Raw genomic sequence first — 21,796 nt, forward strand, 5'->3', positions numbered from 1 at the left:
ACCGGCGTTTATGACTTGGCTGCGGTTATCTCCATTCCGGCGGCGCGAAGGCGGTTGACCAGCGCGTCGCCCAGTGCGGTTGCGGGGGTGAGGACGCCGCCGCTCGAAGGAGGCAGAGCGTCGCGGTCGTGGATCAATGCGAGTGCCGATTCGCTGAGCATCACAGCGGTGGCGGCGTAGCCCGGGTCGCCCTTGGCCCGGAATCGCGCGGTGTAGCGCGCCCCGGTGCTCGTCGTGGTGAACAGGTCGATCGTGAAGTGGCCGGCATTGCGGGCCTGCTCACTCGGCCCCTCGCCCGGCTTGGGCAGAATCCGGTCGAGCACGAACCGGGTCGGCGGCAGCGACAGCCCGACGACCAGGGCGCCGAGCCCCACCTTGGTGACCATCGCCAGCACCGGGGACAGCGGCGAAGCGCCGACGCTCATCGCCTCCCGGTAGCGGAACTGTCGCCCGTACGCCCACCCGAGCAACGCGTTGCTGCGCCGCACCACCCGGGTGTTGTAAGACGCCATCACGAACGGCGCCAGCGAACCGCGCAGCCGCGGGTCGACCTCGGTCCCGTTCAGGATGGCCATGTCGTCCTGGCGGCCGAGATCCGGCTCGGCGGCCCGGTCCGGGCTCAGTGAATACGGGCTGGCGGCCAGCCGTCGCAACCGGCGGTCGTTCTTGATCACGTCGAGCTGGTTGCGCATCGAGTCGATGGTGCCGCCGCTGAACCCGCCGCGCATGCTCGTGACCACCAGCGTGGTGTCGGTGAGCTCGCCGGCGTCGTCGGCCTTGACCTGCCGATCGAGAACGTGCACCCCGATGTCCGACGGGATCGAGTCGAAGCCGCAGGAGTGCACGATCCGGGCGCCGGTCTGCGCTGCCAGCTCATGATTTTCGTCGATGCTCTCCCGGGCGAACAGCACCTCGCCGGTCAGGTCGACGTAGTCGGTGCCGGCGGCGGCACAGGAGTGCACGAGCGCCTTGCCGTACTTCGCGTAGGGACCCACGGTGGTCAGCACCACCCGGGCCGAGGCCGCGAGGCGATCAACGGCTGCCGCGTCGGACGCGTCCGCCACCAGGATCGGCCAGTCGACGCCGAGCCGCTGCCTGACCTCGGCGAGCCTGGATTCGGACCGGCCCGCCAGTGCGACGCGCGTGCCGGCCGGAGCGTGACCGGCCAGGTATTTCGCCACCAGCACCCCGACGAAGCCGGATGCGCCGTAGACGACGATGTCGTGCTCGCGGACCGACCCGCTCATGTTTGCCTCCATCCGCATAAGTTACTTCGCGGTAACGCCCGCCGCGAGATGTCGCGGCCAACTGCCGGCCGTGCGAGGGTGACGAGATGGCCGCCGACCCGCACCTCGCGCCGCACTGGGACACGGCGGCGCTGATCACCATCGACATGCAGCGCGACTTCCTGTCGGATGCACCGTTCGGCCTGGCGGGCACGACCGAGATCCTCCCCAACCTGGCGAAGCTCACCGAAACCTTCCGCGCCACCGGCCGGCCGATCGTCCACATCGTCCGGTTGTACCCGGTAGACGGTCAGGACGTCGATCGCGTGCGGCGGACGCTGGTGCAGGGCGGCGCGGTGTTTGTCCAGCCCGGCACCCCCGGCCGGCTGCTGGCGCCCGGTCTGGCCCCGGCCGACGACCTCGACGACGAAACCCTGCTGCGCGGCGAACCACAACGGCTCGGTCCGGCCGAGTACGCCGTCTACAAGCCGCGGTGGGGCGCCTTTTATCGCACCAAGCTCGACGAACTGCTCGCCGGCCACGGTGTCGACACCCTCGTCTTCGCCGGCTGCAACCTGCCGAACTGCCCCCGCGCCAGCATCATCGAGGCGCACGAGCGCGACTACCGGGTCGTCCTCGTTACCGACGCTGTCTCCCAGGCCAGCGAGCAGGGCTTCCGCGAGATCGAGGGCCTCGGGACGGTGCTGTGCACCACCGCCGAGGCGGTCAGCCCGTCGGCGTGACGAACTCGGGCTGATCCAGCACCCGCAGCCACGTGCCGTCGGGCTGACGGCGCACCACCTGCGCCCGCGCGCCGGAGCCGTCCCGCGGGGGTGTCGAGGTCAGCGCCAACTCACCGCTGATCAGCGTGGGCAGCGGTTCCTCGGGCTCGAACTGTGGCATGTGCGGCAGCGCCTCCTCCCACAGGTGCTGGATCGCGGCCCGTCCGACGGTCTGCCGACCCGGCGGATAGGCCATCACGGCATCCTCCTCGTAGAGCTGGGCCAGGCCCTCGGCATCCTTGGCGTTGGCGCGTTCGACGAACAGCCGGGTCAGGTCTTCGGGCTTGTGAGCCTTGTTGCGTTCGGTCATGCACCTACCCTTCTCCGAGGTAGTTGAGAAGTCCAATGCATGGTCTTTCTAGTTACTAGAATCTGCGCTTATGGAACTGCGCCAGCTGGAATACTTCGTGGCGGTGGCCGAGACCGCCAACTTCACCCGGGCCGCCGAGCGCGTGCACATCTCCCAATCCGGGATCAGCGCGCAGATCAAGGCACTGGAGACCGAGCTGGGCACCCCGCTCTTCGACCGCTCGGGGCGAACCGCGCGGCTCACCGAGGCGGGTGTCGTGGCGCTGCCGTACGCGCAGATCGCGCTGGACGCTGCCACCGACCTGAGGAGCGCGATCGACGATCTGAAGGGGCTGGTACGCGGTCATCTCACCATCGGCATGGTGACCGGGTGCGAGGTGAAGCCGCTGTTCGCCGCGCTGGCCGCGTTCCACCGCGAGCATCCCTACATCGAGCTCGAACTCATCGAGGGAACCTCGGACCATCTGATCGCCGCGGTGCGTGCCAGCGTCGCCGACATCGCGCTGGTCGGGACGGCCGGCGAGCCACCGGAATACCTCGAAGCCCAGGTGATCGCCCGGGAAGGCCTGGTGGCGCTGGTCCAACCCGACTCTCCACTGGCGACAAAATCGGAGTTACCACTGATCAAGCTGACGGAGTACGCTCTCGTCACGTTGCCCGAGGGGACCGGTATCCGCGCCACTTTCGACGAGGCGTGTGTGACCGCGGGCCTGATGCCTGACGTTGCGCTGGTCGCGTCAGCACCGGGAGCCGTCGCAGATCTGGCGTCGCGCGGCATGGGAGTAGCGGTGCTGAGCGAGTCGATGGCTGTCGCCTACCCGAACCTGGTGGCAGTGCCGATCACCGAGGTTGGCATGCCGGCGTTGCTGACGCTGGTCTGGCGGCCGCGGGTCAGCTCGGCGTTGGCCGCACTGCTGCCGCACTGCCGGCGTGCCTTCGGCGAGGCGGCACCGGAGACCTGACGTCGGTGAAACCTGCGGTTGACGAAGCCTGAGGCCAATGAAGCCTGCGGTCGACGGAGCCTGAGGTCAATGAAGCCTGCGGTCGACGAAGCCTGAGGCCAATGAAGCCTGCGGTCGACGAAGCCTGAGGTACGAAATCCGCATGCCTGACGGAAAGGAGATCGCTAAGGTCGCAACTCATGACGGAAACCCCGCTGCGGCAACGGCTCCGCGAGGCGCTGCCGGCCGCGATGAAGTCCCGCGACCGAGCCGCCACGGCGGTGCTGCGCGCCACGCTTTCGGCAATTGACAACGCCGAGGCGGTCGCGCCGGATCCGGGTACGCGCGGCGCGGGAGCCATCGAGGAGGCCCCGATCGGCGTGGGTGCCACCGACGTGGCCCGGCGGACGCTCACCGACGCGGAGGTGGAGGCCATCGTGCGCGGCGAGGTCGCCGAACGGGAGACGGCGGCCGACCAGTACGAGCAGGCCGGCCGAACGGACCGGGCCGAGCAGCTGCGCAGCGAGATCCGCGCACTCACCGCCCACCTGGCGCAGGCCTGACCACCGCGAAGGCGCGAACCACCCGGGTCAGGCGGGCGTCGAGGTCGGCGTCCGGGTCGGGGTGGGTCAGCTCGTGCAGGATCATGCCCTCCACGTGGTCGAGGATCAGTTCGCAGGCCGCCTCGGGGTCGATGGCGCCGATCGCTCGTAGCCACTCCGCGCCCCAGCGACGGATCTCGCGGGCCGAGTCGGCCAGCTGTTGCTGGACGTCGGGGCGCAAGGCGGCCTCGATGAACAGGACGTAGCGGGCGACGGTCAAGGGGCGGTCCTGGTCTACCGCGCGGCGGACGTAGGCGGCCAGGGTCGCGGCCAGGTCTTCGGGTGTGCGCGGAGCTACCAGTGTGGCCAGCGTTTCCCAGGTGGCTCGGTCGCGGGCGGCGAAACGTCCGATCACGGCGCCGATCAGGGCTTCGCGGGTCTTGAAGTAGTTCGACGTCGAACCCGAAGGGAGGCCGGCGGCTGCGTCGACAGCGCGGTGGGTCAGGCCGCGTGAGCCCTCCTTGCCCAGAACAGCGATTGCGGCGTCGAGCAGCGTTTCCAAACGGGACGGCATAGCTCCGGATACTACAGCAGTAGTTTCAGCACTACATCTGTGGTAGCTTCGTGCCATGAGGCGTGCCATCAGGACAGCGGCGATCATCGGGGGTGGCATCGGCGGGCTGGCAGCGGCCATCGGGCTGCGGCGGGCCGGCTGGCGGGTCACCGTGTTCGAGCGGCAGGAGGCGATCCCGGCCACCGGGACGGCGCTGGGCATCTGGCCGGCCGCGTTGCAGGCGCTCGACACGCTCGGGGTGGGCGCGGCGGTGCGCGAACGGGCGGAACCGCAGCAAGCGGGCGAATTCCGTCGGCCGGATGGCAGCCGGATTGCCTCGATCGACGTGGAACGGCTCGAACGGCGTACCGGCGACCGGGTTTTTTTGCTCTCCCGGCCCGGACTGCTCGGCCTGCTGCACTCCGCGGCGAGCGACTGTGACCTGCGATTTGGCACGCCGGTCGGGTCGGTCGTGCCGCTGCGGGCGGAATTCGACCTGGTCGTGGCGGCCGACGGGGTGTTCAGCCGGGTTCGCGAGGAGGTGTTCGGCGTGCGCGCCCGGTACGCCGGCAGCACCGCCTGGCGCGGCTACCTCGACAACCTGCCGACCGGCACGTTCACCGAGGTGTGGGGCGCGGGCGCGAAGTTCGGCGTCACCCCGATGGAGGGCGGGCGCACGAACTGGTACGCCTCGGCCGGCGCACCCGAGGGCCAGTTTCACCCGGGCGCCGAGCTCGGCGTGCTGCGCGGGATGTTCGGCACCTGGCCCGCCCCGGTCGCCACGGTGCTCGCGGCCCTCACCGAGCAGCGCATCCTGCGCCACGACATCTACGTCACCCCCCACCTGCCGTCCTATGTGTCCGGCAATGTCGTTCTTCTCGGCGACGCCGCCCACGCCATGACCCCCGACCTGGGCCGCGGCGCCTGCGAGGCGGTCATCGACGCGGTCACGCTGACCAACTGCCTGATCAAAGACCAAAACCTGATGGCGTACGACGCAAAGCGTCGCCGAACCACCCAGCGCCTGGCCCGGATGGCAGGCGCCGCGGCCTGGCTGACCCACGTCCGCCGCGGCGTCCCGGTCCGCGACGCCCTCCTGAAAGCCAGCCTCCGAGCCGGCCCACCCGCGTAAGGCACTGAGTGCGGCCCACCCGCGTAAGGCACTGAGTGCGGCGCAACGGCGGAAGGCGCTGAGCGCGGCACCGGCGGCGGAAGGCACTGAGCGCGGCACCGGCGGCGGAAGGCACTGAGCGCGGCACCGGCGGCGGGATCTAGGTGCGGCAGCGGGTGCAGGCCACGGGGCATGGGGCGGTCGCGGGCTCTGCCTCCAGGGACGACGTCTGCAGGATGAAGTCGACCGTTTCGGGCAGCGACGAGGACTCCGGCACGATGCGTTCGCCGGGGATGGACAGGGCGTCGTTCGGCACGTACCACTCCTGCATTTGATCGGGGGCGAAGTCGGCTGCCTGGGGGCGTGCGGCGTGCCGGGTCAGCGACTCCTCGAAGGACACGTCCAGGTAGTAGGTGTGGGTGGGGCCGGGATTTGCGGCGATCAGCGCGGTCAGCGCCTGCCGGTAGTGGGCCGCCACCAGGCTGCCCTCCAGCACCACGTGATAGCCGCCGGCCAGGGCAGTCTCCGCCACCGACGTGATCAACCTTGGGGCGAGGCCGCCGGTCGTGTCGTGCTCGCGGAGGAGGATCCTGCGCAGGTAGTCCTGTTCGATCAGGGCGCAACCCCGGCCGTAGCGGCGGCGGACCTCGCGGGCCACCGACGATTTGCCGGCGCCGGAGTTGCCGCGGATCACGATCAGCGTAGGCATGTGCCGAAGATGTCATAGCGCACCCGATCCCCGGGCACGCCCAGCCGGTCGAGGCGGCGCAGGGTCGACTCCACCATGGGCGGCGAGCCGAAGACGTAGAAGTCGTGGTCGGGCCACGGGCCGTGCCGCGTCACCACGTCAGCGATCGGGGCCTGGTCGCCTGCCTCGTCCGGCTCCTCGCTGGTCGCTCGCACCACCGTCAGCCACGGGTGCCGCAGCGCCAGGCGGTCCACGTGTTCGCGGTCGTAGAAGTCCCGTCGGTAGCGCTCGCCCCGGAAGAGGTGGATCCAGCGGGTGCGGTTGCAGCGGGTCAACTCGTCGATCATGGCTTTTGCGGGTGCCAGACCGGTGCCGCCGGCTACGAAGACCACGTCGCGGCGGGAGTAGCGGTCCAGCGTCAGGTCGCCGCGGGGTGGGCTCAAGCGCAGCAGGTCGCCCGGTTTCAGGCGGGTGACCAGGGCGTCCGAGACTCCCGCCGGCACCGCGGCCCGCACGTGGAACTCCAGCACGCGGTCCGGTCGCGGCGCGTTTGCCATCGCGTACGCGCGGGACTGCCACGGGCGGTACGCGCACTCGATCGTCACGTGCTGGCCGGCCCGGTACGGCAGCGGCTGGCCGGGCCGGCAGGTGAAAACGGCGACGTCGCGGCCCCGGCGCTCGTGGGTGAGCACCTCGGCATGCCACCTGTTCACGGCACAAGAGTCACCGATCTCACGGCCGCGAGTCGCACAGGTTGTGCGAGATCAGGAGGTAAGCGACGCCAGGTCCACGCCGGGATCGGCGAGCCGGGCCGGATCGATCCGGGCACCGGAGCGGATCACGGCGTCGATCTGGTCGGTGACGTCCCAGACGTTGACGTTCATACCGGCCGCCACCCGGCCGTCCACCAACCAGAACGCGATGAACTCCCGGCTCTCCAGATCGCCGCGGACGACCAGGTCGGGCGAGGCGCCGCGGGCCACGTAACCCACGTACTCCATGCCGAGGTCGTACTGATCCGTGAAGAAGTACGGCAGTTTGTCGTAGCTGACGTCCTGGCCCAGCATCGCCTTGGCCGCGACCGGGCCGGTGTTCAGGGCGGTCGCCCAGTGCTCCACCCGGACCCGCTGCCCGAGCAGCGGATGGTCCACGTTGGCGATGTCGCCGGCCGCGAAGATGTCCGGGTCGCTGGTGGCCAGCCGGCGGTCGACCAGCACGCCGTTGTCGACCGCGAGGCCGGCCTCGGACGCCAGGTCAACGTTGGGGCGTACGCCGATGCCGGCGATCACAACGTCGGCGGGCAGCAGGGCGCCGTCCGCGAGCCGCACACCCTTCTCGTCCACCCCGGCGACCTCGGCTCCGAAGTGGAAGGTCACGTCCTGTTCGCGGTGCAGGTTGGCGAACACGTTGGCGATGTCGTCGCCCAGCACGGCCTGTAGCGGCAGGGCGGCGGTCTCGACCACGGTCACGGCCGCGCCGCGGGTGCGTGCGGCGGCCGCGACCTCCAGTCCGATCCACCCGGCGCCGATCACCACGACCTGGGTGCCGTCCGTGACGGCTTCGGAGATCCGCTGCGAATCCGAGAGCGTACGCAGGAGAAGCGCACGCTCGCCGCCGGGCACCGGCAAGGGTCGCGGGGTCGAACCGGTGGCCAGCAGCAGCTTGTCGTAGGCCACCGTCGCGCCGTCACTCAGCCGCACCGTCTTGGCCGCTCGGTCCACGCCGGTGACCGTCGAACCGGTGCGGAGCGTGACATCGTGCTCCGCATACCACTCCGGTGTGTGCACGAAGACACTCTCCGGCTCATCGTTGCCGAGGAGCACCCCCTTGGAGAGCGGCGGTCGCTCGTACGGCCGAACCGTCTCCGCACCGATCAGCGTGACCGGACCACCAAAGCCCTCGTCACGCAGGGTTTCCACCGCTTTGGCGCCGGCCAGGCCGCCACCCACCACGACGTACGTCATCACCCCATCTTGGCGGACCGGGACAGATGTAGCACGGCCATCGCCTCGACCCCCGCCATCAGCAGGTCAACCCCAAACGCGTAATAGCGGTCGTTGTCCGGCGCGTCGGCATACGTGGCGGCGAACGCGATCATCATCGGGAACCGGTCGGCCGGCAGGCTCTCCAGCGCCAGTCGCTTCTGCCGGCGCCATTCCGGTGCCTCGGCCGCCGGGACGTTCGCGGGGCAGTCCGGCTGCATCTGCACCAGGCCGATCGCACCGTTGAGCAGGTACGACGCGATCCAGTACGCCTCCTGCACGTCGAAGCCGGCCGTGGTCAGCAGGGCCAGCGCGGCGTTCGTGGCCTGGCAGAAGCTCTCGCCCTGGGTCTTGTCGACCTCATGCATCAGCCCGGGCAGGCTGGGATGTTCGCGCATCACCGCGACCAGCGCCTCGGCCATCGCCCGCAGTTGGAGCTGCCACGGGTCGGTGGGGGCGCGGTCGGACCGGACCATGGACAGCGCGTAGTCGACGATGCCGGCGAGCAGCTCGTCCTTGTTTTTGAAATGCCAGTACAGAGCCATCGGCGTGACGCCCAGCTCCTGCGCGAGCCGGCGGATCGTCACGGCCTCGACGCCGCCCTCGTCGCCCAGGCGCAGCGCGCGCTCGGCCACCGCCGCTCTGCTCAGTCTTTCCGTCGCCACTTGACAACCATACAACGTACAGGTCTCATGTACGGCGTACATGTACTTCGTACAAGGACAACGTATAGGGGACTCCCGTGGCGAAGAACAGGCGGTGGTGGGCGCTCGTGGCGGTGTCGCTCGGCACCTTCATGACCTACCTCGACAACAACGTGGTCAACGTGGCCCTCCCGTCGATCCAGCGCGACCTCGGCCTGACGCTCGAAGGGCTGGAGTGGATCGCCAGTTCGTACGTGCTGGTCTTCGCCGGGCTGCTGCTGGCCGGCGGCCGCATCGCGGACGTGCTCGGCATGCGCGGCACGTTCTTCGCCGGGCTGGCGATCTTCACGGCCGCCTCGGTGGCGGCCGGCCTCGCGCAGAGCCAGGAGGTGCTGCTCGCCGGGCGCGCCGTGCAGGGTGTCGGCGCCGCGCTGCTGACCCCGGCCGCACTCGCGCTGTTGCCGGCGCTCTTCCCGGACCCTCGCGAACGCGGCGCGGCAATCGGCATCTGGGGCGGGGTCGGCGCGCTGGCCCTGGCCATCGGGCCGCTGACCGGCGGCTGGCTCAGCGAGCACGCGTCGTGGGGCTGGATCTTCCTGATCAACGCGCCGATCGGGGTGGCCACCGCGCTGCTGGCCGCGATCAGTATCCCGGCCGGTGTCCGGGGCACCAGCCGCGGGCTCGACCTGCCCGGTCTGCTCGCGTCGTCGGTCTCGCTCTTCGCCCTCACGTACGGCCTCATCGAAGGGGAATCGCGCGGCTGGACCTCCGGCACCATCCTGGGCAGCTTCGGGATCGCCGCGGTGGCGGCGATCGCCTTCGTGGTGATCGAGACCCGGACCGCCAACCCGATGATGAACCTGGGCTTCCTACGCCGGCGGGTGTTCAGCGGCGGGCTGCTGGCCATGGGCCTGTGGGCGTTCGGGGTGTTCGGGATCTACTTCTACACGGCCATCTACCTGCAGAACGTGCTCGGCTTCTCGCCCACCGGGGCGGGTGCCGCGTTCGTGCCGATGGCGCTGGTGATGGCGGTGACCGCGGTGGTCGCGCCGCGGCTCGAGGTGCGGTTCGGCGCCGGACGCACGGTGGCCGCCGGTCTGGCGATCATGGCGGTCGCGGTCTTCGGGATCTCCGGGTACGGCGCCGGGACCACGTACCTGGATCTGTTGGGGTGGTTTGTTCTCTACGGGGTGGGCGGCGGCATGCTGGTGCCGCTGAACAACGTGATCGTCAGCGCGCTGCCGAGCGGGCACGCGGGCATCGCGTCCGGCATGCTCAACGTCTCCCGCGAGGTGTTCGGCCTGCTCGGTATCACGATCCTGGGCGCCATCCTGACCAACCGGGCCGGCGCCGCGGCCGGCACCGAGATGGAGCGCTACCTGTCCGGATATCAATTCTCGCTGGTGGTGGCCGCGTTGCTGGTGGCGGTCGGGGTGCCGGTGGCCCTGTACGCGCTGCGCTCGACCCGACCGGCAAACAGTCCTGCGGCCACCGAGCCGGTGCTGGAACCAGTCTGATCGCTACAGGTCGGAGGTCGGCAGCGTCACCGTGAAGACGGTGCCGCCGCCGGTCTCCGGATCGGCGCGCACGGCGCCTTCGTGGGCACCGATGATCGCCTTGGTGACGGCCAACCCGAGACCGGTGCCCTTGATCCCTTTCCGGGTCGCGTTGCTGGCCCGGAAGAAGCGGCTGAACAGGTGCGCGTACTGCTCGGCCGGGATGCCGATGCCGGTGTCCGCCACCCGGATCACGATCTCGTGCTCGTGCTTCTCGCCGGTCACCGTGACGGTGCCACCGTCCGGTGTGTACTTGATCGCGTTGGACACCAGGTTGTCCATCGCCTGCCGGAGACGCTGCGCGTCGCCGAGCATGGGCAGGTGCGGGTCCAGCTTCTCGATCACGGTCAGGTTTTTGGCGTACGCGCTGGGCCGGTGGTTTTCCAGTACGTCGCGCACCAGCCGGCCGGCCGACATGGGTCGTGGGTCGATGCTGATGTGCCCGGCGTCCAGGCGGGCCAGGTCGAGCAGGTCGTCGACCAGCCGCTGGAGGTGTTCGGTGCTGCGTTCCACGACGCCCGCGTGCTTGCGGTCGGTCTCGTCGAGGTGCGGGCTGTCCAGCAGCATTTCGGTGTAGCCGCGGATCACGCCGACCGGGTTGCGCAGCTCGTGGATCACCACGGCGGACAACTCGTCCTTCATCCGGTCCAGTTCGCGCAACTGCTCGACCTGCTGCTGCTCCTGCCGCAGCAGATCCTCGCGCTGCTCGTTGAGCTCCCGCCGCTCGTCCATGTTGGTGCTGATGCCGTCGACGAACAGGCGCCCGTCCTCGACCCGGGGCACCGCCCTGGTCCACACCCACCGGGCCACGCCGTCGTAGCCGATCACCCGGCACTCCAGCTCGGCCTTCTCGCCGGCGTTGAGGGCCACCGAGAAACCGGCCAGCGCGCCGGCGTCCTCCGGGTGGATGCGCGCGAGGATGGCGTCGGCCATGCCGTCGCCGCTCGGCGGGGCCCCGCCGAAGACGCCGGAGCCGTTCGGGCTGCCGTACACCGGACGGGACGTGCCGTCGGGCAGCGCCTCGATCGTCCAGACGTAGTCCGGCACCTGCTCGACCACCCGGTCGAAGTCCCGGCGGGCGGTGACCAGGGCCAGGTTCAGGTCCTCGGCGCGGCGGCGCTCCACGAACCGGCCCAGGTGGGCGCCGACCGTGTCGAGCATGGCCGCGATGTCCGAGTCGTACGGCAGCACCTCGTCGGCAAAGAAGACGAGCACGCCGAGCACCCGCTTGCCGGTCCGGATCGGCAGGCCGATGCCGGTGCGGATGCCGATCGCGTCGGCGACGTCGGAGCGGCGGCCGGCCAGCAGTCCGTCGCCCTTCGTGTGGGTCCACAGCTCGGCGCCGCGTTCCCAGATCTGGCCGGCCAGACCCTCGCCGCGGGCGAACGACAACGGCTCGCTGCCGCTGAAGCCGCACAGGTCCCGGCCGTCCCGGATGTGCGAGCTGATCCGGTCGATCCGCTCCCGCTCCGGGCTGACCTGCCAGTACTCGCCGCAGATCAGGTCCAGCGCATCGGTGATCGCGGTGACCACGTCGACCGCGGCCTCCTCGGCGCTGGTGGCCTCGGACAGCACCTGGGCCACCGCGTGCCGGGCCCGGCGCATCTCCTCGGCCCGGTGGCCCTCGGTGATGTCGTGCATGGCCACCACCGAGCCGAGCCGGCGGCCGTCCGGGGTGTCGATCGGCCGGGCGTTGGCCACGAAGCGGCGCGGGCCGTCGCCGGTGCGGACCACCATGTGCTCGCCGCGCACCACCTGGCCGCCGACCGCCCGGGCCAGCGGGATCTCGTCGGGCCGGAGCATGGTGCGGCCGTCCGGCGCGTACAGGTCGTACTCCTGCGCCCACTCCTCCCCGGCCGCGTCCGGGTCGGCGTCGCGGCCGTGCATGTCGCGCATGGCCCGGTTGAAGAACGCCAGGTTGCCGGTGCCGTCGCAGGCCGCGACGCCGGTGTCGAGGTTGTCCAGCATCGCGTGCAGGAAGGTGCGCTCGTCCTCGAGGTCCCGGCGCTGCTGCTCCAGCGTGGCGAGGGCCTCCATCCGGGCGCTGATGTCGTGCAGGAACGCGTGAAAGATCGGACGTTCGTGCTCCAGGTTGGCCTGGATCGTCATCTCGACCGGGAACTCGCGTCCGGTCCGGTCCACGGCGGTCAGCTGGAGCCGCTGCCCGAGCAGCCGGGACTTGCCGCTCGCCCGCACCCGTGCCATCCCGGCGTTGTGCACGTCGTGGAACCGCGCCGGGATGATCAGGTCGGTGATCGCGCGGCCCATCGCCTCGGCCGCGGCATGGCCGAACAGCCGCTCGGCGGACCCGTTCCAGGCCACCACCAGACCCTCAAAATCAATGGAGACGTACGCGTCGTGAGCGCTGTCCAGCACGGCCTGCATCCGGTCCGCGGCCAGTAGCTGCTCGCCGTGGGCGAGCCGGAGCGCGACCTCGGACTCGGCCGCGGCGGCCAGGTCGGCGAGGATCGCGAGCTGCTCCTCGGTCCAGTCCCGCCGGTGGTCGTCCATCACACAGAACGAGCCGAGCACGAGGCCGTCCGGCGTCCGCAGCGGAAAGCCGGCGTACGCGATCGCGTCGTAGTCGGTGATCGCCGGGTTGGTCCGCAGCCGCTCGTCGAGGCGGGCGTCCGGCACGATCAGCGCGGCCCGGTCCTCGACCACGTACTGGCAGTACGAGTGGGACAGCGGCGTCTGCCGGTCCCGCTCGAGATCGCCGCTGAGCCCGCAGGCGCTGGCGAACCGCTGCCGGTCGGTGTCGATCAGCACGACCAGCGCGGCACCCGCGCCCACCAGCCGCTGGGCCAGCGACGTCAGCCGGTCCAGGGTCGGCACCGGGCCCGCGTCGAGCAGTCCGGTGGCGCGCAGCGCTCGCAGGCGCTCGGCGTCCCCGGGGCGCTGATCTGGTGCGGCCCGCATGGAAATCCGATCGGCATCCGGGGGCGCCATCTGAACGGCCGAAGCGCTGCTGCGCCTTTTGCCCGTTTTGTGGCGCACCGCACGACCGAGGGAGTCGTCGCGCGTACCTCCTAAAAAGCCGGCGGCGATGCACTCAGACCTCTATGTGGGATCCCATGATCACGGTGCGCTCGCGGGGCAGGCCGAAGTGCTCGGCGGCGTCCGCGGTGATGTAGGAGGTGGCGATGAACAGGCGCTTGCGCCAGACCGCCATCGTCGGATCGGGGCCGCGGCGGAGCTCGATCTTGGAGAGGAAGTACGACGCGTGGTCCAGGTGGTCCAGGTGCAGCTCCTGGAGCACGTCGGGCAACGACGGCGTCTCCATGTAGCCGACCCGGACCGTGACGTGGGTGATGCCGTCGTCGGCGTAACCCAGGTCGTCGTGCGTGATCCGCTCGCCGTCCGGCACCCGCGGCACCGGCTCGGTCTTGATCGCGATGATCAGCACCTGCTCGTGCCGGACGTGGTTGTGCTCGACGTTGGCCCGCATCGCGAGCGGCGCGGTCTCCTTGCCGCGGTTGAGGAAGACCGCGGTGCCCGGCACCCGGAGCGTGGCCGACGGGTTTTCCCGGAGCCGGTCGATGAAGTCGCGCAGCGAGCCCTCGCGCTCCCTGCGCTCGGCCGTGACGATCTTGCGGCCACGCTGCCAGGTGGTCATCACGGTGAACGCGGTGAGCGCGATCAGCAGCGGCAGCCAGGCGCCGTGCACCAGCTTGGTGAGGTTGGCCGCCACGAACAGCAGGTCGACAACGAGCAGCACGGCACCGCCGGAGAACAGCACCCAGGTCGGCGGCTTCCACTTCAGGTGCGCGACGTAGAGGAACAGCAGCGTGGTGATCGTGATGGTGCCGGTCACCGCCATGCCGAACGCGTAGGCCAGGGCCGCCGAGCTGCGGAAGGCGAACACCAGGGTGAGCACCGAGACCATCAAGAGCCAATTGATCCAGGGTACGTAGATCTGGCCGATCGTCGATTCGGAGGTGTGCTGCACCCGAAGCCGTGGCAGGTAGCCGAGTTGGGCCGCCTGGGCGGCCACCGAGTACGCGCCGGTGATCACGGCCTGCGAGGCGATCACGGTGGCGGCGGTCGCCAGGATCACCAGCGGCAGCCGGGCCCACTCGGGCACCAGCAGGAAGAACGGGCTCCTGATGTTGGCCGGGTCGTCCAGGATCAGGGCGCCCTGGCCGAGGTAGCTGAGCACGCAGGCGGGCAGCGCCAGGAACAGCCAGCCGCGGGCGATCGCCTTGCGGCCGAAGTGGCCCATGTCGGCGTACAACGCCTCGGCGCCGGTCACCGCGAGCACAATCGCGGCCAGGGCGAAGAAAGCGATGTGGAAGTTGCCGATCAGGAAGGTGATCGCGTAGGTCGGCGACAGCGCCTTGAGGATGCCGGCGTGCGTGCCGATGCCGATGGCGCCCAGCGAGCCGATGGTCAGGAACCAGGCGATCATGATCGGCCCGAACAGCCGGCCCACCGCGGACGTGCCGTGCTTCTGCACGAGGAACAGCGCCACGATGATCACCGCGGTGACCGGCACGACCAGTTGCTCAAGCGACGGCTGGACCACCTCGATGCCCTCGACCGCGGAGAGCACCGAGATGGCCGGCGTGATCATGCTGTCGCCGAAGAACAGCGCGGCGCCGAAGATGCCGAGACCGGCCAGGAACAGCGCACTCTTCCGGCTGCGCCGCCGCTCGGTGTGCCGGAGCAGCGTGATCAGCGCCATGATGCCGCCCTCGCCGTCGTTGTCGGCGCGCATGGCGAGCAGGATGTAGGTGACGGTCACGATGATCATCACGGACCAGAAGATCAGCGAGACCACGCCGTACACGTTTGCCGTGCTGACCGGGACCGGGTGCGGGTCCTCCGGGTTGAACAGGATCTGGAGCGTGTAGATCGGGCTGGTCCCGATGTCGCCGAAGACGACGCCGATCGCGCCGATCACCACCGCGAGCCGGACCTTGCCGGCCGTGCCCCCATGTCCCACGCGCTGATCCTGCCCCGAATTCGGCAGGTTCGTCGCCGGATGGATCAGAGTTGCTGCATCCGCCGGATCTCGCTGCCCTGCTCGACGGCCATCTCGTTGGCGACCTCGCGCAGCCGCTCGTCGTTGCCGCCGCGGATCACGTCACCGGCCATCTGCTGGGCGCCGCGGTGGTGCGCGCTCATCATCGTCACAAATTTGTTATCAAAGTTGGTGCCGCTCAGACCGGCCAGCGCGGTGACGTCGGCCGGGCTCTGCATGCCGGGCATCGTGCTGTGGTCGTGCGACGGGTCGCTCTCGGGCAGCCCGCGCTCCTTGAGCCAGAACTTCAGCCAGACCACCTCGGGGCCCTGAGCTGCGCTGATCCGGCCGGCCAGGGCTCGCAGCCGGGTGTCGCCGGCGCGCTCGGCGGCCAGGTCGGCCATCTCGATCGCCTGGCCGTGATGCACGATCATCATCTGCACGAACGTCGTGTCGATCCGGTTGTACGTCGACCCGTCCGGCGCCTTGACCTGGTCGGAGTCGGTGACCCGGGCGGACTCCCCGGGCCGCCCCGGCAGCACGACCCGCTCCGGCGACGCGGAACTGCTGGATCGCGGCACCGCGGCCGACCTGTCCGGCCCGGAACGCGCCGCGACGACCGCGCCCACGGCCACCGCCAGGACCGCCCCGGCCGTAATGAGCGTCATTGTCCGACGCCGCCCCATCCATTCCTCCAACTGAGTTTTCCCCGCTCGTCCCGGCGACTACTGTAACGACAAACGTGGATACGCAACGCACCGATCTATCCCGATCCGTGTGGTGCGTGGACCGGAGGGAGCTCCATGAAGCACACTGCCCCACAAGGGCGGCAGCTCAAGCGCCTGGCCGCGCTAAGCGTGGTCGCGGTTGTCGTCGGACTGCTGACGGCACCCGCAAGCGGCGCGGCAACACCCCCAGCCAGTCCGAATGTCATTCCCGGCGTCGACGAGATCGTCAGTAGCCCCAATTTGAAGCAGGTCGCGCACCTGCCGAAAACGGGCCCATTCGCCAATTCGACCAACTCGGACTGGGCTTTTAAAGGCAAATACGCTTACGGGGGCAATTACAACGGGTTCACCGTCTATGACATCAGTAACCCGAAAGCACCGGCGGTAGCGGCGCAGGTCCTCTGCCCCGGTTCGCAGAACGACGTCTCGATCAGTGGCAACCTGCTTTTCCTCGCCACCGACTCGCAGCGCACCAACGACACGTGCGAGAACGCCGGATCGACCACCGCCACCCCCGGCGACCGCTGGGAAGGCATCAAGATCTTCGACATCAGTAACCCGCTGACGCCGCAGTACTTGAAGTCGGTCAAGACGGACTGCGGTTCGCACACGTTGACGCTGGTTCCCGGCAAGCGCCGCGAGCCGAACGTCTACATCTATGTCTCGTCGTACAACCTGGCCGGGGTCGACCTGCCGAACTGCGCCCTGCCGCACGACAAGATCTCGATCATCAAGGTCCCCACCCGCAACCCGCAGGCCGCCGCGGTCGTGGCCACCCCGGTGGTCTTCCCGGACGGCGGATACCCGGGCGGCACCGAGGACCAGTCCCCCACCACCGGCTGCCACGACATCACCGTGTACGCCGAGAAGGACGTCGCCGCGGGCGCCTGCATGGGCGACGGCGTGCTGTTCGACATCTCGAAGCGGACCGCACCCCGGGTGGTCACCACAGTCCGCGACACCGTGAACTTCTCGTTCTGGCACTCGGCCACGTTCAACAACAGCGGCACGAAGGTCGTCTTCACCGACGAACTGGGCGGCGGCGGCGCGGCCACCTGCAACCCGGAGGTCGGTCCGGAGAAGGGTGCCGACGCGATCTACGACCTGGTCGGCAAGGGCAACAAGCGCAAGCTGGTGTTCCGCAGCTACTTCAAGATCCCGCGGACCAACGCGAACACCGAGAACTGCGTGGCCCACAACGGCTCGCTGATCCCGGTGCCGGGCCGCGACATCATGGTGCAGGCGTGGTACCAGGGCGGCATCTCGGTCTGGGACTTCACCGACTCGCGCCGGCCCAAGGAGATCGCGTACTGGGAGCGCGGCCCGATCTCGCTGACCGACCCGGTCGGCGGCGGTTCGTGGTCGGCGTACTGGTACAACGGCTACATCTTCTCGAACGACATCGCGAAGGGCATCGACGTGCTGGAGCTGAAGGACCGCCGTACCGCGGTGGCCCGGCACTTCCGTACCGACCTGTTCAACGCCCAGACCCAGGACAACTTCCTGCGCTGGTGATTTTCTCCGCTGGCGGGCCCGGGGTTCCCCGGGCCCGCTACCGGGCAACAGTCTTCGTCGCCAGCTGCTCGTAGTGCAGCGCGGCCGTGCCGGGGATGTCCTTGGCGGCGTACATGGCCAGGTCGGCGTGCCGCAGCAGCGCGCCGGCGTCGTCGCCGGACCGCCCGGTCGCGATCCCGATGCTGGACCGGATCGGCAGCTCGTGCTCCCCGGTCCGCACCGGCTCGCCGAAGGCCGCCACGATCCGGTCGACGAAGTTCTGCACGTCCTCCGGCTCCGGCCCCTCGATCAACACCACGAACTCGTCGCCGCCCAGCCGGGCCGCGATGTCGCCGGCCCGGACCGACCGGCGCAGCCGCTCCGCCACCTCGATCAGCAGCGCGTCGCCGACGTCGTGGCCGAGCGTGTCGTTGACCATCTTGAAGCCGTCCAGGTCGAGCAGCGCCAGGGTGACGACGTGGTCGCCCGGGGCCGCCATGGCCTCGTGCAGCCGCCGGTTGTAGTAGCTCCGGTTCGGCAGCCCGGTGAGGCCGTCGTGGTTGGCGCTGTGATCGAGTTGCTCGACCAGCCGCCCGTTGGCGACCAGCGAGAGCACCTGCCGCATGACGACGATGACGGTGAGCAGGACGGCGGCGCCGGCCACCACGACGATGTCGGCCAGGTCGAAGCAGGCCACGTAGACGAGCAGGGCGTCGACGCCCAGAACAGCGCCGTACGGGAAGAGGCTGAACGGCCGGCGCTTCTTGCGGCGCTGACCCATCGAGGGTGCCGTCTGGCGGTGTGCGGCCTCCGCCGCGAACAGGAAGATCAGCGGGATGCTGAGCTGGGTGACGTACATGCGGCCGCCGTAGCCCTCGAGGAACTGCTGGAAGACCGGGGCCACCCCGCCGACCAGGATGGACAGCGCGAGCAGCCGCAGCCCCGGCCCGTCGATCACCTTGTAGTCCGAGAACAACACCTTCATCAGAACGAAGACCGCGAAGCTGGCCAGCACGATGAGCACCAGCGACCCGGCCAGTTCCGCACCGGTGGACCGCCCGATGTCGAACCGGGTGCCGAAGTGCCAGATGAAGACCGCGGTGGCCAGCATGACCGTGCCGGCGTCGAGGGAAACCTGGGTGGTCTCGCTCCGGGTGGTCTTACCGGTAGGCAGCCGGAACAGCGCCCACACAATGATCGCGATGGCCGCAAGCGAGGCGGCCAGCACCACCGGCCCCACCGACAGGGTGGCCCCCGGGTGCCGCCAGGCATCGTGCGCCTGGAACGTCTGCCCCACCCCCACCAGCAGTCCCACCAGCGTCAGATGTCGCCAGAAGCGTCGGGCCGGCTTCGGCAGGTTCTGCCGACGCGAGGTCACCCAGAACACGCCCGAGGCGGCGAGCGCCCCCAGCGGCGTGCCGAACCAGAGGGCCAGCGACGGCCCCACCGGATGCACAAGATTGACCGTGAACCAGAAAGCCGCAGCAAGTAACACCACCCAGGACGCACGCAGCAGCGGAGCCGAACGACCCCACTTGGCCGCGGCCCAGGCCGCTCCCCCTTGCCACCACCGGCTCACGTCCAGCCAACCCTTCCCGTCAGGTAGATCAAACCTGGGATCGGCACGGGAGGGGCGAGGTTGAGCTTCTGGCAGGATTCCTGCCAGGTGGCGCGCGCCACATGTCCGGTTCAGCCTGCGGAATCCGGTCTCGGGCGCGGAGATACCGCGGCCTGCATCTGGGTTGGTGTGGTGCCCCCGGTAGGAATCGAACCTACGACACACGGTTTAGGAAACCGTTGCTCTATCCCCTGAGCTACGAGGGCCTGCGGCCCATATCGTACCGACCAGGCGATACTCACGAGTGCCCGGGCGTCCCCATGGGCACCAAATGGTGCCTTCTGCCGCGTCGATGGCGGTTCCTTGGCTGGTCGGAGGATGCACCGAGCATTTCTGCGCACACGTGCCCGGCGGTGACCACGGCTGATCTCGGGTGCTATCCACTCGCCGAGCGCATCCCGAGCATTCTGAGCAGGCAGGATGCCATTTGACCTTCGATGGAAGCCACGCGACTGTTCGTGCACCGGTACCGCGGGGTGCGCCTCCTGCGGCAGCGACGCCGGGGCACCTCACGCACGCGGTGTCCCGGCACGTGGCTCGCCCGCTACGTCGGGTCGGCCGCCAGCTGATCCCGCCACTCCTCGAATCGTTTACGCATCGCAGCGATGTGATCAGGGGTTGCCTCGTAGGCGGCGAAACGCCTATCCGGGTAGCGATGCAGCACGGCCAGCAGGTCGGCGAAGATCCGGCGGTCGAAACCGGCGTCAGCCTCCCCGGCCAGCTCGAGCAGCCGCTCACGGGTGTAGTAACCGGTCATGACGGCGGCATCGACGTCCAGGAAGTCACGCGGCTCGGCCCTCGTGAACAGGGCAGACATCTTGCCGGCGACGACGTCGTCCATGTGAAGCACCGGGCCCACGTCCATCACCACCGGCGGCAAGGAGCGCCAGTTCGCGGCCAACTCGACCTTGTAAGGCCTCTCAGGTGTGGCCGGGTCGGTGACGGCGAGCTGGGCGAAGGTCTCGAATTGCCGAACGACGTCGACGGCGTATCCGGCCGCGCGGTAGCCGTCGACGACGGCGTCAACCGCCGCGGCGAAGTCACCACGGCGGTCCCAGGCGGTGAAGAGGTCAATGTCTTCGCTTGGACGATCAAGGATGCCGTGCGCCTGGACGGCGTACCCGCCGGCAAGCGCGAAGCCGTAACGACCGGCCACTCGGAGCCCGATCTCCGCGAGCCGCAGATGGATCGGATCCATCGTCAGCCGGCGAGCGCCTGCGGAGGAGCGGCCAGCTCCGAGAAGCGGGCTTGCCACAGCGTCCTCAATCGGGCGGGAAGCCAAAGAGACGGCCATACCCGACGCAGAATATCGGCATCGAGCCAGCGATTCAGATCCTCGGCGGTAGCCGCCTGGTTCAGGACGGTCTGATACATCACCTGGAGGTCGCCGGGATCGTCGAGGTCATAGGTGCTGTCGCCGGACCAATCCAATGATCGATCGAGGGTCACCTGGCCGCCGGTCGGCCCGCGCAGATCGGCAAGACTCGCAGGCACGACATAGTGCCGCTGATCCGCATACCGCGAACCGCGCGGCGGGCGGTCGATCGCTGCCACCTGCTCCACCTCCTGAGCCGATAATACGGCCAGGCATTCCTGAGCATGTCTCACGCACGTGGCTGGCGCACTCAATTCAAACTTCGGCGTGCGCTCCGCGGATGACTTTGCCGGGCATCCCAAGGCGCAAGATGCCCGGCGTACAACCGCTACGGACCGTGACGGAACCGTCCAGCTCTGGGATGTCGTCATACGACTTGGCCTTGGCCTTCGGAAACGTCAACCCGACTGTTCGTTCGCCGGTACCGCGCGTTGCGGTAGAAGTCCCAGCTCTCGGCCGCATCGGCAAGCTGGCCGAGGTGGGTGACAGATAGTCGCTGCTAGTGCCGGTCACGGCTCAGTGCGGCGACACCGGCGGCGAAGGCGTCGACCGCTTCACGCCGGCCGGTCGACCACACGGGTATCTGGCTGGCCCAGGCCTCCGCCTGGTCCGGGGAATGTCCCGCGCGAATCAAACGGACCACCATGAGTGCGGTGTCGATCCATGCCGCTCCCCGGCACGGCATCGACCAGTCGACAACCGTCATACCGCCTGCGTGGAGCAGGAAGTTGTGCGGCGTTACGTCGGTATGCACGAGCGTCTGACCATCGACCGCTTCGGGCGTGACCCAGTCGGCCCACCGGACGGTGGCGGCCTGCACTTTCGAGATCGGGCAGGGCGTAAGCGCCACAGCCATCGCACCGAGCGTGGCGGCCACGGCGGGCAGATCCGGCGAGCCCGGACTCAGATCCGGATGCCGCCCCTCGACGTACTCGAAGCCCAGCAACAGCCAGCCGTCGGCCTCGACCTGCCACTGCAAGCGCGGCATCTGAGCCGGCAAATACGGATTGATCCTGGCCTCGTTGCGATGCATCCAGCCCATCGGATTGGCCTCGACCGCGCCCTTGCAGAAGAACCGGCCGTCGCGGGTTTCCAGCACGGCCGCGAAGTCGGAGATCGACCCTGCTTCGACCGGCGTCACCCGCAGAATCGGGCCCGTCTGGCTCTGGACCTCGCCTCGTACAGCAGGCGGCAGCTCGTGCCATTGGCGGCGGGACAAGGTTGCGGACTCCTGACGTCGCGGCTGGAGACAGATTACGGCTCCAGCCGCGCGCCATGCCGTTA

General features: G+C 69.3%; 20 protein-coding genes and 1 tRNA gene. 6 read left to right on the top strand and 15 right to left on the bottom strand.

The window, feature by feature from the left end; all coding sequences use genetic code 11:
* Positions 1-8 precede the first annotated feature (8 nt).
* The gene (locus Ari01nite_RS18425) at positions 9-1,247 is read right to left on the bottom strand and encodes a saccharopine dehydrogenase family protein (protein ID WP_203782494.1); all 1,239 of its coding nucleotides are present in this window, start codon (positions 1,245-1,247) and stop codon (positions 9-11) included.
* A gap of 86 nt (positions 1,248-1,333) precedes the next feature.
* Between Ari01nite_RS18425 and Ari01nite_RS18430 the strand changes: the two genes are divergently transcribed.
* Positions 1,334-1,969 (top strand): cysteine hydrolase family protein, encoded by a 636-nt coding sequence (locus Ari01nite_RS18430; RefSeq protein WP_203782495.1) that lies wholly within the window; start codon positions 1,334-1,336, stop codon positions 1,967-1,969.
* Here Ari01nite_RS18430 and Ari01nite_RS18435 read toward each other — a convergent pair.
* Complete coding sequence (locus Ari01nite_RS18435; protein ID WP_203782496.1) at positions 1,953-2,318, bottom strand: YybH family protein; 366 nt, start codon at positions 2,316-2,318, stop codon at positions 1,953-1,955. The two genes, Ari01nite_RS18430 and Ari01nite_RS18435, sit on opposite strands and share 17 nt — an antisense overlap.
* Positions 2,319-2,388: 70 nt before the next feature.
* On the opposite strand from Ari01nite_RS18435, the gene Ari01nite_RS18440 reads away from it, so the two are divergent.
* Together Ari01nite_RS18440 and Ari01nite_RS18445 are read left to right on the top strand one after the other, a co-directional pair.
* On the top strand, positions 2,389-3,279 hold the full coding sequence (locus Ari01nite_RS18440) for a LysR family transcriptional regulator (protein ID WP_203782497.1): 891 nt from the start codon (positions 2,389-2,391) through the stop codon (positions 3,277-3,279).
* A 179-nt stretch (positions 3,280-3,458) separates the two neighbouring features.
* Positions 3,459-3,821: a GatB/YqeY domain-containing protein gene (locus tag Ari01nite_RS18445; RefSeq protein WP_203782498.1), complete on the top strand. Its 363-nt coding sequence runs from the start codon at positions 3,459-3,461 to the stop codon at positions 3,819-3,821.
* Here Ari01nite_RS18445 and Ari01nite_RS18450 read toward each other — a convergent pair.
* Positions 3,796-4,374: a TetR/AcrR family transcriptional regulator gene (locus Ari01nite_RS18450; RefSeq protein ID WP_203782499.1), complete on the bottom strand. Its 579-nt coding sequence runs from the start codon at positions 4,372-4,374 to the stop codon at positions 3,796-3,798. The two genes, Ari01nite_RS18445 and Ari01nite_RS18450, sit on opposite strands and share 26 nt — an antisense overlap.
* Positions 4,375-4,429: 55 nt before the next feature.
* On the opposite strand from Ari01nite_RS18450, the gene Ari01nite_RS18455 reads away from it, so the two are divergent.
* Positions 4,430-5,485, top strand: coding sequence for an FAD-dependent oxidoreductase (locus tag Ari01nite_RS18455; RefSeq protein ID WP_203782500.1), 1,056 nt, complete (start codon positions 4,430-4,432; stop codon positions 5,483-5,485).
* 139 nt (positions 5,486-5,624) lie between these two features.
* On the opposite strand, the gene Ari01nite_RS18460 is transcribed toward Ari01nite_RS18455, so the two are convergent.
* The 4 genes from Ari01nite_RS18460 to Ari01nite_RS18475 are packed head-to-tail and all read right to left on the bottom strand — an operon-like array spanning position 5,625 to position 8,799.
* The gene (locus Ari01nite_RS18460) at positions 5,625-6,173 is read right to left on the bottom strand and encodes a kinase (protein WP_203782501.1); all 549 of its coding nucleotides are present in this window, start codon (positions 6,171-6,173) and stop codon (positions 5,625-5,627) included.
* Positions 6,161-6,865 (bottom strand): FAD-binding oxidoreductase, encoded by a 705-nt coding sequence (locus Ari01nite_RS18465; protein ID WP_203782502.1) that lies wholly within the window; start codon positions 6,863-6,865, stop codon positions 6,161-6,163. Before Ari01nite_RS18465 ends, Ari01nite_RS18460 begins: the two co-directional genes overlap by 13 nt.
* A gap of 51 nt (positions 6,866-6,916) precedes the next feature.
* A complete protein-coding gene (locus Ari01nite_RS18470; protein WP_203782503.1) occupies positions 6,917-8,116 on the bottom strand; it encodes an NAD(P)/FAD-dependent oxidoreductase in 1,200 nt (399 codons plus the stop codon).
* Positions 8,116-8,799, bottom strand: a complete 684-nt coding sequence (locus Ari01nite_RS18475) for a TetR/AcrR family transcriptional regulator (RefSeq protein ID WP_239162832.1) — start codon at positions 8,797-8,799, stop codon at positions 8,116-8,118. The genes Ari01nite_RS18470 and Ari01nite_RS18475 overlap by 1 nt, the downstream gene beginning before the upstream one ends.
* Before the next feature lie 77 nt (positions 8,800-8,876).
* Between Ari01nite_RS18475 and Ari01nite_RS18480 the strand changes: the two genes are divergently transcribed.
* A complete protein-coding gene (locus tag Ari01nite_RS18480) occupies positions 8,877-10,295 on the top strand; it encodes an MFS transporter (RefSeq protein WP_203782505.1) in 1,419 nt (472 codons plus the stop codon).
* Positions 10,296-10,298: 3 nt separating this feature from the next.
* Here Ari01nite_RS18480 and Ari01nite_RS18485 read toward each other — a convergent pair whose 3' ends face one another.
* From Ari01nite_RS18485 to Ari01nite_RS18495, 3 genes are all read right to left on the bottom strand, one after another.
* Positions 10,299-13,253, bottom strand: coding sequence for a PAS domain-containing sensor histidine kinase (locus tag Ari01nite_RS18485; protein WP_203782506.1), 2,955 nt, complete (start codon positions 13,251-13,253; stop codon positions 10,299-10,301).
* 133 nt (positions 13,254-13,386) lie between these two features.
* On the bottom strand, positions 13,387-15,279 hold the full coding sequence (locus Ari01nite_RS18490) for a potassium transporter Kup (protein ID WP_203782507.1): 1,893 nt from the start codon (positions 15,277-15,279) through the stop codon (positions 13,387-13,389).
* 44 nt (positions 15,280-15,323) lie between these two features.
* On the bottom strand, positions 15,324-15,965 hold the full coding sequence (locus tag Ari01nite_RS18495) for a DUF305 domain-containing protein (protein WP_239162833.1): 642 nt from the start codon (positions 15,963-15,965) through the stop codon (positions 15,324-15,326).
* Between the two features lie 135 nt (positions 15,966-16,100).
* On the opposite strand from Ari01nite_RS18495, the gene Ari01nite_RS18500 reads away from it, so the two are divergent.
* Positions 16,101-17,540 (top strand): LVIVD repeat-containing protein, encoded by a 1,440-nt coding sequence (locus Ari01nite_RS18500; RefSeq protein WP_203782509.1) that lies wholly within the window; start codon positions 16,101-16,103, stop codon positions 17,538-17,540.
* A 37-nt stretch (positions 17,541-17,577) separates the two neighbouring features.
* Here Ari01nite_RS18500 and Ari01nite_RS50940 read toward each other — a convergent pair whose 3' ends face one another.
* The 5 genes from Ari01nite_RS50940 to Ari01nite_RS18525 all read right to left on the bottom strand — a co-directional run bounded on the left by Ari01nite_RS50940 (position 17,578) and on the right by Ari01nite_RS18525 (position 21,653).
* Entirely contained in the window at positions 17,578-19,098 is a 1,521-nt protein-coding gene (locus Ari01nite_RS50940) for a GGDEF domain-containing protein (protein ID WP_203782510.1), read from the bottom strand.
* Positions 19,099-19,267: 169 nt separating this feature from the next.
* Positions 19,268-19,343, bottom strand: a tRNA-Arg gene (locus Ari01nite_RS18510).
* Positions 19,344-19,681: 338 nt separating this feature from the next.
* Positions 19,682-20,335 carry a nucleotidyl transferase AbiEii/AbiGii toxin family protein gene (locus Ari01nite_RS18515; protein ID WP_203782511.1) on the bottom strand — a complete coding sequence of 218 codons (654 nt, stop codon included), beginning with the start codon at positions 20,333-20,335 and terminating at the stop codon, positions 19,682-19,684.
* A 2-nt stretch (positions 20,336-20,337) separates the two neighbouring features.
* Positions 20,338-20,691, bottom strand: coding sequence for a hypothetical protein (locus tag Ari01nite_RS18520; RefSeq protein WP_203782512.1), 354 nt, complete (start codon positions 20,689-20,691; stop codon positions 20,338-20,340).
* A 320-nt stretch (positions 20,692-21,011) separates the two neighbouring features.
* Complete coding sequence (locus Ari01nite_RS18525; protein WP_239162834.1) at positions 21,012-21,653, bottom strand: phosphotransferase; 642 nt, start codon at positions 21,651-21,653, stop codon at positions 21,012-21,014.
* Positions 21,654-21,796: the final 143 nt, after the last annotated feature.

Origin of the sequence: Paractinoplanes rishiriensis (assembly GCF_016862375.1) — a bacterium.
In the GTDB taxonomy this organism is placed as follows: Bacteria; Actinomycetota; Actinomycetes; order Mycobacteriales; family Micromonosporaceae; genus Actinoplanes; species Actinoplanes rishiriensis.